Origin of the sequence: Hymenobacter sp. DG25A, assembly GCF_001280305.1 — a bacterium.
GTDB lineage: Bacteria > Bacteroidota > Bacteroidia > Cytophagales > Hymenobacteraceae > Hymenobacter.
This window is the reverse complement of the sequence record NZ_CP012623.1, coordinates 2,240,485-2,253,919: the sequence shown is the minus strand read 5'-3', so window position 1 is coordinate 2,253,919 and position 13,435 is coordinate 2,240,485. Positions and strand designations below refer to the sequence as shown.

At 56.5% G+C, this 13,435-nt stretch carries 13 protein-coding genes; 5 read left to right on the top strand and 8 right to left on the bottom strand.

The genetic code is table 11. The features are described from left to right. Nucleotides 1–19: 19 nt before the first annotated feature. A complete protein-coding gene (locus AM218_RS09650; RefSeq protein ID WP_054413677.1) occupies nt 20–1,261 on the top strand; it encodes an NAD(P)/FAD-dependent oxidoreductase in 1,242 nt (413 codons plus the stop codon). 175 nt (nt 1,262–1,436) lie between these two features. Here AM218_RS09650 and AM218_RS09645 read toward each other — a convergent pair whose 3' ends face one another. Further along, complete coding sequence (locus AM218_RS09645; RefSeq protein WP_054413676.1) at nt 1,437–2,117, bottom strand: tetratricopeptide repeat protein; 681 nt, start codon at nt 2,115–2,117, stop codon at nt 1,437–1,439. A 245-nt stretch (nt 2,118–2,362) separates the two neighbouring features. Between AM218_RS09645 and lpdA the strand changes: the two genes are divergently transcribed. Then, nucleotides 2,363–3,757 (top strand): dihydrolipoyl dehydrogenase, encoded by a 1,395-nt coding sequence (lpdA, locus tag AM218_RS09640; protein WP_054413675.1) that lies wholly within the window; start codon nt 2,363–2,365, stop codon nt 3,755–3,757. 393 nt (nt 3,758–4,150) lie between these two features. Here the strand turns inward: lpdA and AM218_RS17050 are convergent, their stop codons facing one another. From AM218_RS17050 to AM218_RS09620, 4 genes are all read right to left on the bottom strand, one after another. Next, entirely contained in the window at nt 4,151–5,083 is a 933-nt protein-coding gene (locus AM218_RS17050) for a DUF5996 family protein (RefSeq protein WP_054413674.1), read from the bottom strand. Nucleotides 5,084–5,215: 132 nt separating this feature from the next. Then, on the bottom strand, nt 5,216–5,575 hold the full coding sequence (locus AM218_RS09630) for a hypothetical protein (RefSeq protein ID WP_054413673.1): 360 nt from the start codon (nt 5,573–5,575) through the stop codon (nt 5,216–5,218). Next, entirely contained in the window at nt 5,572–5,991 is a 420-nt protein-coding gene (locus AM218_RS09625; protein ID WP_197273940.1) for an Imm32 family immunity protein, read from the bottom strand. Before AM218_RS09625 ends, AM218_RS09630 begins: the two co-directional genes overlap by 4 nt. 44 nt (nt 5,992–6,035) lie before the next feature. Next, the gene (locus tag AM218_RS09620) at nt 6,036–6,980 is read right to left on the bottom strand and encodes a DMT family transporter (RefSeq protein WP_054413672.1); all 945 of its coding nucleotides are present in this window, start codon (nt 6,978–6,980) and stop codon (nt 6,036–6,038) included. Nucleotides 6,981–7,250: 270 nt separating this feature from the next. On the opposite strand from AM218_RS09620, the gene AM218_RS09615 reads away from it, so the two are divergent. From AM218_RS09615 to AM218_RS09605, 3 genes are all read left to right on the top strand, one after another. After that, nucleotides 7,251–8,498 carry a replication-associated recombination protein A gene (locus AM218_RS09615; RefSeq protein WP_054415469.1) on the top strand — a complete coding sequence of 416 codons (1,248 nt, stop codon included), beginning with the start codon at nt 7,251–7,253 and terminating at the stop codon, nt 8,496–8,498. A 345-nt stretch (nt 8,499–8,843) separates the two neighbouring features. Then, entirely contained in the window at nt 8,844–10,598 is a 1,755-nt protein-coding gene (gene sppA, locus AM218_RS09610) for a signal peptide peptidase SppA (protein WP_054413671.1), read from the top strand. A gap of 135 nt (nt 10,599–10,733) precedes the next feature. Next, nucleotides 10,734–11,555: a purine-nucleoside phosphorylase gene (locus AM218_RS09605; protein ID WP_054413670.1), complete on the top strand. Its 822-nt coding sequence runs from the start codon at nt 10,734–10,736 to the stop codon at nt 11,553–11,555. 5 nt (nt 11,556–11,560) lie between these two features. Here AM218_RS09605 and AM218_RS16795 read toward each other — a convergent pair whose 3' ends face one another. The 3 genes from AM218_RS16795 to AM218_RS09590 all read right to left on the bottom strand — a co-directional run bounded on the left by AM218_RS16795 (nt 11,561) and on the right by AM218_RS09590 (nt 13,428). Continuing rightward, the gene (locus tag AM218_RS16795) at nt 11,561–11,806 is read right to left on the bottom strand and encodes a hypothetical protein (protein WP_157547615.1); all 246 of its coding nucleotides are present in this window, start codon (nt 11,804–11,806) and stop codon (nt 11,561–11,563) included. A gap of 240 nt (nt 11,807–12,046) precedes the next feature. Next, entirely contained in the window at nt 12,047–12,496 is a 450-nt protein-coding gene (locus AM218_RS09595) for a hypothetical protein (protein ID WP_157547614.1), read from the bottom strand. Between the two features lie 71 nt (nt 12,497–12,567). After that, nucleotides 12,568–13,428: a DUF4249 domain-containing protein gene (locus AM218_RS09590; RefSeq protein WP_054413667.1), complete on the bottom strand. Its 861-nt coding sequence runs from the start codon at nt 13,426–13,428 to the stop codon at nt 12,568–12,570. Between the last annotated feature and the right edge of the window lie 7 nt (nt 13,429–13,435).

The following is a 13,435-nucleotide window of genomic DNA, read 5'->3' as shown; positions in this document are numbered from 1 at the left end:
CGTCGCGTAAGCCTATTTCATGCTCGAAACCGATATCTGTATTCTGGGCGCCGGTCCGGGTGGCGCCACTGCCGCGCTGCACCTGGCCAACGCCGGCCAGCGCTGCCTGCTGCTGGACCGTGCCACCTTCCCCCGCGACAAAGTGTGCGGTGATGCCCTCAGTGGCAAAGTGTTATCGGAGCTGCGCCGCCTGGGTGTGAATTTGCCCGCCCAACTGGAGGCCGACCCCATCCAGCTGCCCAGCTGGGGCATCGATTTTTACGCACCCAATGGCCGCCGGCTGGCTGTGCCATTCCGCCCCCGCTACAACCCCCACACCGACCAAGCCGCCGGCCACATTGCGAAGCGCCTCGATTTCGACAACTTCCTAATAGAAGAAGTGCGCCGCCGCCCCAAAATTGACCTGCGCGAAGGCGTAGACGTGGCCCACCATGAGCAGCTGCCCGATGGCCAGTGGCTCCTGAAAGCCGCCGATGGTACGCCCATTGCCCGCACGCGCCTGTTGCTGGTGGCCAATGGGGCCCAGTCAGCATTTGCGCGCCAGATAGGCGGCCACCAGCTGGAGCCCGACCACCACTGCGCCGGCCTGCGTGCTTACTACCGTGGTGTGCAGGGCCTGCACCCCGATAATTTCATTGAGCTGCACTTCATCAAGGATTTTCTGCCCGGGTATCTCTGGGTGTTTCCGCTGCCCAACGGCGAAGCCAACGTGGGTGTAGGCATGCTCACCAGCGCCGTATCGAAGAAAAAAGTAAACCTGCGCCAGCGGCTGGCCGATATGCTGGAAACCCACCCCGTGCTGAAAGAGCGGTTTGCCACGGCCGAGCGGCTGGGTCCCGTGCGCGGCTTTGGCCTGCCGCTGGGCTCCAAGCGCCGCTCCCTGTCCGGCGTAGGTTACCTGTTGCTCGGCGACGCGGGCTCCCTTATCGACCCCTTCAGCGGGGAGGGAATCAGCCACGCCATGGTCAGCGGCCGCCACGCCGCCGACTGGGCCGCTAAGGCCTTGGCGGCCGGGAATACCTCCGCCGAGTTTCTGAAGCAGTACGATGCGGCCGTGTACCGCCGCCTGTGGCAGGAGCTGCGCCTGAGCCGCACCATGCAGCGCCTGCTGCAATTCCCCAGCCTGTTCAACTTTGTGGCCAACCGAGCCGCCAACAATCCCACGCTGGCCGAAACCCTGTCCAGCATGTTCATGGATATTGACCTGCGGGAGCGGCTGCGCCAGCCCAGCTTTTACATGAAGCTGCTGTTTGGGAAATAAACCGTCATTGCGAGGAGGCACGACGAAGCAATCCGTATTTTGAAACGTGAAAAGCCCTGAGAAATGAAAAGCCCTTGACGTGCAGTACGTCAAGGGCTTTCTGGTAAAGGAGTATCGGTCACATTTCAAAGGACGGATTGCTTCGCTTCGCTCGCAATGACACTCGTCAAGCAGCTTACTTCTTGCCGTATTTGCGCAGGCTTTTAGCGGCGGCCGGGTTCAGCTGTACCGCTTTCTCCAGGTCTTTTTGGGCTTCCTTGGGCTTGTTGATGGAGGCGTAGCAAATGCCGCGGTACTCATATGCATCGGCGTAGGCAGGATCCAGGGTAATAACTTTAGCGAAGTCGCCCAACGCCGATTTATTGTTGCTCATCTGCATCTTGGCTACTCCGCGGGCAAAGAAGGCCTCTTTATCATCAGGGCGCAGGCGAATCACTTTGCTCAGGTCGCCGATGGCGGGCGTTATCTCCTCATTCTTCAGGTGTGCCAGGCCCCGGTTGTAGTAAGCGTCGGTGTTCGTGGGGTTCAGTTTAATGGCCGCATTATAGTCCTTAATGGCATCCGGGTAGTCCTTCAGCTGCAGATGCGCTTTGGCCCGGGCCAGCAGGGCTTCCTCGTTTTTAGGATTGCCGGCCAGTACTTTGTCAGACGTCTGTACCTGCAGCTTGTAATCGGCGGCCGTCATTTTCTTGGGAGGCAGCACAGCCGGCGCTACGGCAGTGAGCGCAGTGGCGGGCTGCGTCTGCGCGGGAGTGGTAGTAGAAGGAGCCGCCGGAACCGCAGTTTGCGCCGAGGCCGTGTAGCCCAGGGAAACAGTTAAAATGCCGGCTGCTATTAAAGAGAAGCAGTGTTTCATGACGTTTATAATGACTGGATTGTTGAAAAAGGTGGGAGCGGAAAGCAAGTGTAAACGGATAGACAATATCCGGGCCAGCTATTTGCCATTCACCTCATTCGGAACTGATTGATTTCCGTGTCTATCTTTACTCCCGCTTTGCGAAAACAAACAACGTGGCACCAACCCGCTGCGGAAAAGTGAAGGCAAGGTTTTTTCAAAAATACGGGAAGAATGGTCTTCCCTCCAAGCACTTATTCCAAGATATGGCATTGCAATTCGACCTGGTCGTGATTGGCAGCGGCCCGGGCGGCTACGTAGCCGCCATCCGGGCTTCGCAGCTGGGGCTGAAAGTAGGCGTGATAGAGCGTGAGTCGCTCGGGGGTATCTGCCTCAACTGGGGCTGTATTCCCACCAAAGCGCTGCTGAAAAGCGCCCAGGTGTTTGAATACCTCAACCATGCCGCCGACTATGGCCTGACCGCCGAAGGGGTAGGCTATGACTTTGGTGCCGTGATTAAGCGCAGCCGTGGCGTAGCCGAGGGCATGAGCAAGGGCATCAACTTCCTGTTCAGAAAAAATAAGATTGAAACCGTGATGGGCACCGGCAAGCTGCTGGCCCCCGGCAAAGTAGAAGTAACCGCCGCCGACGGCACCAAGCAGACGTTGGAGGCCAAGCACATCATTCTGGCCACCGGTGCCCGCTCCCGCGAGCTGCCCGCCCTGCCCATTGATGGTAAGAAAATCATTGGCTACCGCCAGGCCATGGTGCTGCCCGAGCTGCCCAAGCGCCTGCTGGTAGTAGGCTCCGGCGCCATTGGGGTAGAGTTTGCTTATTTCTACCGCACCATGGGTTCTGAGGTGACGGTGGTGGAGTACCTGCCCCGCATTGTGCCCGTAGAGGACGAAGAAATTTCGCGCCAGATGGAAAAATCCTTCCGCAAGATTGGCGTGAATGTGCTGACCTCGGCCGAAGTAACCAAGGTGGACACCAGCGGCGAAGGCTGCAACGTGACCATCAAAACGGCCAAAGGCGAGCAGCAGATTGCCTGCGACGTGGTGCTGAGCGCCGCCGGCGTAGTTACCAACCTCGAGAACCTGGGCCTGGAAGAGCTGGGCATTAAAGCAGAGAAAGGCCGCATCATCGTAGATGATTTCTACCAGACCAGCGTGCCCGGCATTTATGCCATTGGTGATATTGTGCCCGGCCCCGCGCTGGCACACGTAGCCTCCGCCGAAGGCATTATCTGCGTGGAAGCCATTACCGGTCATCACCCCGAGCCGCTCAACTACCAGAACATCCCCGGCTGCACCTACGCCTCGCCTGAAATTGCCTCCGTGGGCCTCACCGAAGCCGAAGCCAAAAACCAAGGCTACGATATTCTGGTGGGCAAATTCCCCTTCTCGGCCTCGGGCAAAGCCTCAGCTGCCGGTGCCAAAGACGGCTTCGTGAAGGTAATTTTCGACAAGAAATACGGTGAGTGGCTGGGCGCCCACATGATTGGCGCCAACGTAACGGAACTGATTGCCGAGGTAGTGGTAGCCCGCAAGCTGGAAACCACTGGTCACGAAATCATTAAAGCCGTGCACCCGCACCCCACCATGTCGGAAGCCATTATGGAAGCCGCCGCTGCGGCGTATGGGGAGGTAATCCACATCTAATTCTTTTCAGCTTCTGCTGATTGCAAAGGCCCTTGTCATTGCTGACAGGGGCCTTTTTTGTTAATCAAAATTTTGTTGATCAAAATACCGTCATGTCGAGCGTAGCCGAGACATCTCGCAGGCTGTTGTTGTGGTGGTAACTGTCATGCTGAGCACAGTCAAACCGAAGATAAACATAGCGAAGCATCTCTACCGCTTCGTCTGTCATCCTGAGCTCCGCGAAGGACCTTCTCACGTTGAAACGAGTCGCTGTGACGATGGTCGTTCTGCGGTGAGAAGGTCCTTCGCGGAGCTCAGGATGACAGATAGTGTGTATTATGGCAACGATAGTCTGCGAGATGCTCCGTTTCTCTGCTGAATGCGCAAAATTCTCAACATGACGAGCCTTTAAAATTATTTTGACACTTCCCGCTCCAGTGCCGACCGCTCCCATTGGCCCAGCTCAGCGGCGGCGGTGTACGTGCTTTCCAGAAACTCCAGCAGCAGTTTTTCGGGGCTGGGGGCGGTGCGCACAGCTTCGTAGGGCAGGAGAAATTCGCCGAGGTCCTTATCGTAGTAAGCGGGGGCGGGCACTTTCGCCTGGGCAAAGTCGCTGGGCTGGGGATACACGTAGCTGTAGTAGGAGGCCTCATAGCCCCCGCCGCCGGGCCACCAGCCGGCACTGCTCACCTCGTGCGAATACGCTTCCCGCATCACTCCTGGGCCCAGGTTGGGCGCTACGCCGGGGTGCGCCGGGGCCGGGCGACCGGAAAAGCGGGACACGGCCAGATCGAAGCTGCCCCAGAAGAAGTGCACCGGGCTGCTTTTGCCAATAAAACGGCCCCGGAATTCGCCCAGCACCCGCGCCGATTCCAGCAGAATACGCCAGCAGCGGTGTACCGCATCGGCATCGTACGCTACGGGCTCGGTCTGCTCATCAAAGGGCGTGTTTAGCTCGGCCACTTCTACCGGCATAATCCAGAGGTGCACATGTACGCCCAATTCGGTCAGGGCTTTCTGGTACTGCTCGTAAAAATCAGCCACCGATTTCATGTCGGGCAGGCGGAGGGTGCGGGTTTCGCCGTTGCAGGTGAACAGGCGCAGCTCATGGTCGTGAAAGTCGAAGAGGGCTTCTAGGCTACCGCCGGCGTAGGGTATGGCCGAGGTAGTGAGGCCGCGCGGCGTGACATAAAATGGCACCTGCCACCAGTGGTTAACCAGCGGACTAAGCGTGAGCCGGGTTTTGCCCACAATCTGCAGGTACATGTGCAGAGCGCGGCGGGTGGGTTCCCATTCGGCCGCGGGCAGGGGCGGCCAACGCTTCGCTTTCGTCAGCGTGCTGGACATAGTCGCTGAGGGCCGGGAATGTTAGCCAAGGCCTTCGCCGGATAAGATACGGACTATGCCGGTTTTGCTAGATTGTTTCCGGGGAATTCAGGGTAGTGTATACAGGTTTTGCTAACCCAACTGGAATGAGTTTTAATTGCTTGCATCTTTAGCTAATATTTCGTTAGGTACAAAATAGGAAGCTGCATACTGTAATTCTTGTCCGCTTTTCTTAAAGTCTTCAAACACTTTTATATACCAGTTTGGGTCTTTAGGGTCATCGGTGAATTCTTCGTAAATGACAGCGCAATAATATTCTCCATTCTGCCAAGGTTCAATCCCGTAGATTCCCAGACCAAGCTGCTGAACTCTACTTAAAACAATATCAAAATCAGATTCGGAAAAATATTTGATTCCAGGTGCATCAAAGCCATTATTTAAATTTGTTAAACCAATAAACACATATTTATCTAAAAAAAATTCTCTTATCAGATTGCTATTTAGTTGGTTCATGATTTATATCTGTCGTAAAATTCCCCTGTTCCTTTAGCGTCAAGCCTCCCAACAATGACCTCGATTGAACTATTAGATAACTCAATGCCTGGTCTTAAATGATAATATTCTCGTCCTCCAATTGGCAAGTATTTATCCTCTGCTTTTTCTTGGTTTAATTCAGCAATTTCTATGAGTAGTTTGGCAAATGATTTAAGTCCTTCTGGGTTTCCGTGAATTAAGATTTCATCCCACTTTGTTATTTTGCCATCATGTTCGTCTTCATTATGAGAAATATATATGTCTAACTTTCCTTCGATTTCGTTTCCCTTCAACTGTTTATATTTCATAGTTTTCTCCATTTTTTGAATTGGCTCTGTATAATCAAAAATGACTTCAGCGTTTACGAAAATAACACAGCTACCGAGTTTCGTCAATCGGCATGCTTTAAGAAACTCGAAGCCCAAAATAGCTGCGCTACTCAATCCTGAACCGGCTCCAGCGGCACCGGCTCCACACCCTTCGGCAGCACCTCCTTCGGCCGACGGCTTACCAGCCACACGCCCGCGAAAATCAGCAGTGCCTGCAGGAATTTGCCCCAGGTAAATACATCCTTGCCCAGAGAAATGGCAATGGCCGCCGCCAGCACCGGCTGCAGATACACATACACGCCCAGCAGGGCAGGGGAGGCATATTTCAGCGCCCAGTTATTGAGTAGGTAAGCCAGAATGGTGAGAAACACCACCATATACACCAGCTCGGCCCAGATGAAAAGCGGCAAGTGGGCATAGTCAATAGCAGTTACCTGCTGCCAGCCTACGGGCACCGCTACCACGGCGCCCACCAGAAATATGCGCGCCAGCACCGTGAAGGGGTGGTACTTGCGCATTAGCGGTGTTACAATTACTAGGTAAATGCCGAAGGCCGTGGCATTGAGCAGAATAAACACGTTGCCCAGCGTGCCATCCTGCCCCGGAACAGCTACGGCGCCGTGACCCCGGCCCAGAATAATAAGCGCGGCGCCCACGGCGGCCAGCAAAATGCCCAGCACCCGCGTGGGCGTAATTTTCTCGCCCAGCAGCACCGCCGAAGCCAGCACCACCACAATAGGCGCCACCGTCTGAATAAGCGAGGCATTGATGGGCGAGGTGAGATTGAGGCCCGCGAAAAACAGCAACTGGTTTAGGCCAATGCCGATAACACCGCACAGAATAGAGCGAATGGTATCGGCGCGGCCCCGGATGCGGTCCTGGGTAACCAGGCGGCTGAGCACCCCGAAGAAAATGGCCGCCCCCGCAATGCGCAGCGCCACCACGCCAAACGGTCCGGCATAGCGCGGCATAATGTCTTTAGACAAGCTATAGGCCGCTGCGTAAATCAGCGTCACAAACAAAAGCGCCGCGTGGACGCGGAAAGAGTTTTTCATGCCCAGCGAAGGTAACAGAGATGCGTCTCCCGTAGAAATAATGTAGCGCGAAGCTCCGGCTTCGCGTACGAGCAGAGCGAGTTCTAACGTCTGCAGACGCCTGCTACTCGCTGCGCTCGTGCGCGAAGCCGGCGCTTCGCGCTACTTCCTTCCGTACCTTTATCTATCCTTTCTACCCGCTCCCGCATGGCTACCGGCTCCCTTTTCGATACTGATTCTCCCGCTCCTCAACCGCATACTCCCCGCCCCGGTGCACCGCTGGCAGAGCGCATGCGTCCGCGCACCCTGGAGGAATATGCTGGGCAGCAGCATCTGGTGGGGCCGGAAGGGGTGCTGCGGCGGTATTTAAATGCGGGCCGGTTGCCTTCGCTTATTCTGTGGGGCCCGCCCGGGGTGGGCAAAACCACGCTGGCTAATTTGCTGGCCCAGGAGTTGGGGCAACCGTTTGCCTCGCTCAGCGCCGTGAATGCGGGTGTGAAAGACGTGCGCGAGGTGATTGAGCGCGCCCGCAAGCAGCGCGGTACTGTACTGTTTATTGATGAGATTCACCGCTTCAGCAAAAGCCAGCAGGATGCACTGCTGGGCGCCGTAGAGCAGGGCATTGTCACACTGATTGGCGCCACCACCGAAAACCCCTCGTTTGAGGTGATTCCCGCCGTGCTGAGCCGGGCGCAGGTATACGTGCTGGAGCCGCTGGACAAGGATATTCTAACCGGCCTGGTTGACAAAGCTCTGGCCGAAGACGAAATTCTGAAGCAGAAGAAAGTGCGCGTGCAGGACTACCACGCCCTGCTCACCATTTCCGGCGGCGACGCCCGCAAGCTGCTCAACCTGCTGGATATTGTGGTGGAAGCCAGCCGCCCGGACCCCAAAACCGGCGAAATCATCATCACCGATGAAGGCGTACAGCAGCTGGCCCAGCAGCACCTGGCGCGCTACGATAAAGGCGGCGAAATGCACTACGACGTCATTTCGGCCTTCATCAAAAGCATCCGCGGCTCCGACCCCAATGCGGCCCTCTACTACCTGGCCGTGATGCTGGAAGGCGGCGAGGATGTGAAGTTTATTGCCCGCCGCCTACTTATTCTAGCTTCGGAAGACGTGGGCAATGCCAACCCCAATGCGCTGCTGCTGGCGCAAAGCTGCTTTCAGGCCGTCACGGTCATCGGCATGCCGGAGTCGGATATTATTCTGGGGCAGACGGTGGTGTACCTGGCTACTTCGCCCAAGAGCAACGCCAGCTATAAAGCCATTCGGGAGGCGCGGGCCCTGGTGCGGCAGCAGGGCGTAGAGCCCGTACCCATTCCGCTGCGCAACGCGCCCACCAAGCTCATGAAGCAGCTGGGCTACGGCACTGAATATCAATACTCCCACGACTACCCCGGCAACTTTGCCTACCAGGAGTTCATGCCCGAAAAGCTCAGCGGCACCGCCTTCTACCACCCCGGAAATAACCCCACGGAAGACAAAATCCGGGAACGGATGCGCCAGCTCTGGGGCGAGAAGTACGGGTATTAGAGAAATTCTGATGTCATGCAGAGCGAAAGCGAAGCATCTCGCGTGCTGATGTTGCCACCCTATCTGTCATCCTGAGCCCAGCGAAGGACCTTATCACGATGAAACGAATCGTTGTTACGATGGTCGTTCTAGCGTGATAAGATCTTTCGCTGGGCTCAGGATGACAGGTGAAGCTGTAGAGATGCTTCGCTGCGCTATCCTAGGGTTCGATAAGCTCTGCATAACGGTTTACCGGGCTTCAATCCAGTTTAATCAAACGCAACCAATGGCCGAAAAACACCTCTATAGGAATGCCAAAAGCCCGTTACCTTTGTTAGGTAGCGGATATACTTTTTTCTGTACCCAATGAGACAATTCTTGAAATACGTGCTGGCTTCGTTTGTGGGGCTGCTGCTGTTTGCCTTAGTAGGTTTTGTGCTGCTGGTAGGGCTGATTGCAGGATTAGCATCAGCAGGGGAAGAAGTGAATGTGGCCAGCAACTCCGTGCTGGAAATTAAGCTGGATAAACCAGTGGCAGAGCGGGAAAGCCGGAGCTCGTTTGCCTCCATGCTCACCAACCGGGCCGATAACATCGGGCTGGACCAGATTAAAGCCAGTATTCGCCGCGCCAAAACCGACGACGACATCAAGGGTATTTTCCTGAATGTGGAGCTGGTACAGGCCGGTATGGCCTCGCTGGAGGAAATCCGCGACGCCCTGCTCGATTTCAAGAAATCAGGCAAGTTTGTGGTGGCCTACAACGATATGGCTTCCGAGAAAAGCTACTATCTCGCCTCTGTGGCCAACCGGATTTACCTCAATCCGCAGGGCACGCTGGAGTTCAACGGCCTGAGCTCGGAGACGTTCTATTACAAAAACCTGTTTGAGAAAGCTGGCATTGAGCCCTATATCTTTCGGGTAGGCTCGTTTAAAAGCGCTGTAGAGCCGTTTTTCCGCGAGAACATGTCGGATTCGGCGCGCCTGCAGACCACTTCCTTCCTGAACTCCATCAACAACTTCACCCTCAGCCACGTGGCCGCCGCCCGTGGTATTGAGCCCGCCCGTCTCAAAGTCATCAGCGACTCCATGCTGGTGCACAATGCGGAAGATGCCAAGCGTCTGGGCCTGGTAACCCACCTGGGCTACTACGATGAGGCTTCTGACTACATGAAAGGCCGGCTGAAGCTGGGTAAAAAGGAAAAGCTGAGCCTGGTGCCCCTGGCTGATTATGCCAAAAACGAGGACGAGGATGAAAGCAGCAGTAACCGGATTGCGGTGATTTATGCCGATGGCGACATCGTGACCGGCAAAGGCGGCAACAACAGCGTGGGCAGCACCCGCTTCGCGGAAGCTATCCGCAAAGCCCGCCTCGACGACAAAGTGAAGGCCGTAGTACTGCGCGTGAACTCGCCCGGCGGCTCCTCGCTGGCTTCGGATATTATCTACCGCGAGGTGGTGCTCACCAAAAAAGTAAAGCCCATTGTGTGCTCTATGTCGGATGTGGCGGCCTCCGGCGGCTACTTCATTGCCATGGCCTGCGACACCATTGTGGCGCATCCCAACACCATTACGGGCAGCATTGGCGTGTTCGGCATCCTACCTAACATTCAACCCATGCTGCGCGACAAGCTCGGCATTACCACCGACCGGGTTACTACCGGTAAATTCTCCGACCTCCCCACCATCACGCGGCCCCTCACGGCCTATGAGAAGGCACAGCTGCAGAAGGAAGTGGACCGCATCTACGCCGACTTCACCACCAAAGCGGCGAAGGGGCGCAACATGCCTGTAGAGCGCCTGCGTCGGTACGCCTCGGGCCGGGTATGGTCGGGCACGGAAGCCAAGCAGCGTGGCCTAGTAGATGTTTTGGGCTCGTTTGATGACGCCATGCATATTGCCGCCCGCCGGGCCGGCCTAGCCCAGGGCGACTACCGTGTGCAGATTCTGCCCCGCCAGAAGTCGTTCATGGAATCCATGTTCAGCAACTTCAACGAGGAAGTGCGCATGCACCTGGTGCGCGAGGAAATGGGCCCGATGTATCCCGTGTATGAGCAGTATAAAAAGCTCTCCGAAATGAGCGGCGTACAAGCCCGTATGCCTTTTGAATTGAACATTCAGTAGAACATTAAGTCGGCTGTCATGTCGAGCGCAGCCGAGACATCTTGCTAGTGTGGTAAACAGTGATTAGTACTGCAACATCAGCACGCGAGATGTCTCGGCTGCGCTCGACATGACAGCCTTTTTACTCCAAGTATAATGATGCAACACCTGCGCGAAGCCGCCGCTCACATCCGCCAGCAGCTCGGCGGCTTCCAGCCCGAATTTGGCATTATCCTCGGTACCGGGCTGGGGGCGCTGGTGCATGAAATAGACATAAGCCATACGCTGCCCTACGCCAGCATTCCGCATTTCCCCATTTCCACGGTGGAAAGCCACTCGGGCAATCTGCTGGCTGGTACGCTGGCCGGGCGGCGGGTGCTGGTGATGCAGGGCCGCTTTCATTTCTACGAAGGCTACACCATGGAGCAGGTAGTGCTGCCGGTGCGGGTAATGAAGCTGCTGGGCATTCAGAAGCTGTTTGTCAGCAACGCCAGTGGCGGCCTGCACCCGGATATGGAATATTCTGATTTGATGCTGATTGACGACCACATCAACCTGCAGCCCCTGAACCCGCTCATCGGCAAAAACCTGGACGAGCTGGGAGAGCGGTTTCCCGATATGCTGGAGCCCTACGACCTGGGCCTGCTGGCGCAGGCAGAGCAAGCCGCCCGGGACCTGGGCTTTGCCGATAAAGTGCGGCGCGGCGTGTACGCCAGCCTGCCCGGCCCCATGCTGGAAACCCCCGCCGAGTACCGCTACCTGCGCACCATCGGGGCCGATGCCGTGGGCATGAGCACCGTGCCCGAAGTTATTGCCGCCCGCCACATGGGCCTACCCGTGCTGGCCGTATCCGTCATTACGGACCTTTGCTCACCCAGCAAGCTGAAGCACGTAGCCCTGGCCGATATTCTGCGCGTGGCGGCCGTTGCTGAGCCGCGTTTAACGGCGCTGCTGAAAACGGTTATTGAGCGACAGTAAAAGAGCTAGGGCAGCTTGCTGAATACCAGCTGTTGGCAATCAGCATTGCCATATGTTTCGAGGAAGAGCGAGTCACTCCCGCCAGCAGAGTCAGCAGGGAGCAGCTTCTGAATTAAAAACTCTTTTTGCGGCCCGTGGTCACTCAACAAAACCAGCTGCCAGCTATTACTCGTCCACGTGCCTTGTTCTACGGGCGTGTTGGATGGCTTCCGGAGGCGCTGATAGGTTTTATCGGTCTTAAGCAGGAGCACATAGCGGCTGCGAATACTATCTGGGGGGCATAGGTCAGTACAGAAGCACTGCGTTCGTGCCTGTTGCCAGTTTTGCTGCAAAGCCGCGCTATCGAAGGCGGGTTGAGGCGGGCCTTCCCGTGGATAGCAGCACAGCGCGGCCATAAGCGGTAATACAGCAATAGAGAGAAATAATGCTGCTAACCTAGTAAGCATAGCTAATAGTTAATTACTCGTGACAATCATATAATAATCAGCTGATTATTTCACGAAAGTAAAGATGTAATAATCCCACTTATTATCCTTATTGAGGTGGCCATACGTGAGGATCTGGTCGTCGGCGCGCGCCAGTGAGTACTGCTGTAAGGCGCCTTTATGATCCGTCAGGTTCAGTGTGCTGTAGAAGGCGTCCGTCAGTGTCCAGGTGCCCTGAAAAACCGTGTTGTCGGCCAGCAGTGTCTGGGTATAAGTGCCATCGGCTTTAAATGCCAGGCTGAACCGGTCTTTGATGGATTCGGTGCGGGTAGTGTTGCCATCTGCCACCATCTCATCCAGCCGCCAGGTGGTGGCCTGGGTTAGCTGAGCCGAGGTAAAAGTAGGGCGTGGCGGCGGCGTGCAGCCACAGTCAAGCGGTTCTTTCTCGCAGCTGCTCAACGTGCCCAGCATGCCACTCAGCAGCACGACTAAAAGAATAAATCGAAAGCGCATCATTTCTCAAGAGATAGAAGGGTCGGATATCCTGGAGAGACCGATCGGATGCGCGCGGTTGCAAGGGCTGAAACCTATTTCACAATAATAGTGCGGCGCTGATAGCTCAGCACGGTAAACACGCCCACGCCGCCCTGCACCGTGGACCTGATAGCCGCGGGCTGCCCAAATGGGTTGCCGTTGGCACTGCGTGCATCCTGCACCGACTGCTGAAACTGGTAATAAGGCCGGTCGAGGTGGAAAAGGCTGACCACCAGCGTATCGTTCGGCTCGAACTCGTAGCTGGTGCCCAGGGTGAATTCCTGACCATTGTTGAGGCGGTCTTCGGGCGTGTAGTCCACTTCCGGGTCGCGGGAAATCTTGCTGCGGTGCACCTGAAAGCGGTAGTAGTCGCCGGGAGTGGCCGGGTCGTGAAAGCGGAGCAGCACGTAGGCGCGGCGCTGGTCGTCGGGCTTATCGTTGAATTTCCACTCTACGGTATCAATGGGAACCAGCGCGGGCATGGTGGCAGTGCCGGTTACGTGGCGGCCTTTGGAATCCGTCACATCCAGCGTAAAGGTGTCGCCGGGGCGGGCCTGCACGGGCTTGGTGCCGCGGTGCGTGTAAGCCTTCTGCATGAGGGAATCATAGCTGGGGGCAAACGGAATGGTATCAGTAAGCCCGCCGGGCTCCGTCAGCACCACGCGCACATCCAGCGGCACAGCGGGGGTGGGGGAGGCCAAGTATTCGGTAGTTTCCGTTACGGTGAGCTGCGGCACCTGCCCCGGCATGAGGTAGAACTCTACTACCAGCTGGGCGGGGTAGGCGGGCAGCTCCACGTCAATATCCTTCTGCAGGCCGCAGCCCGTGAGCAGCGGCAGGAAAACCGCCAACAGTAGCGTGGTGGCCCAAAGAGGCTGCTTTTCTGAAATTCTGGTGATGCGCTTCATCTGCATGCTCCGG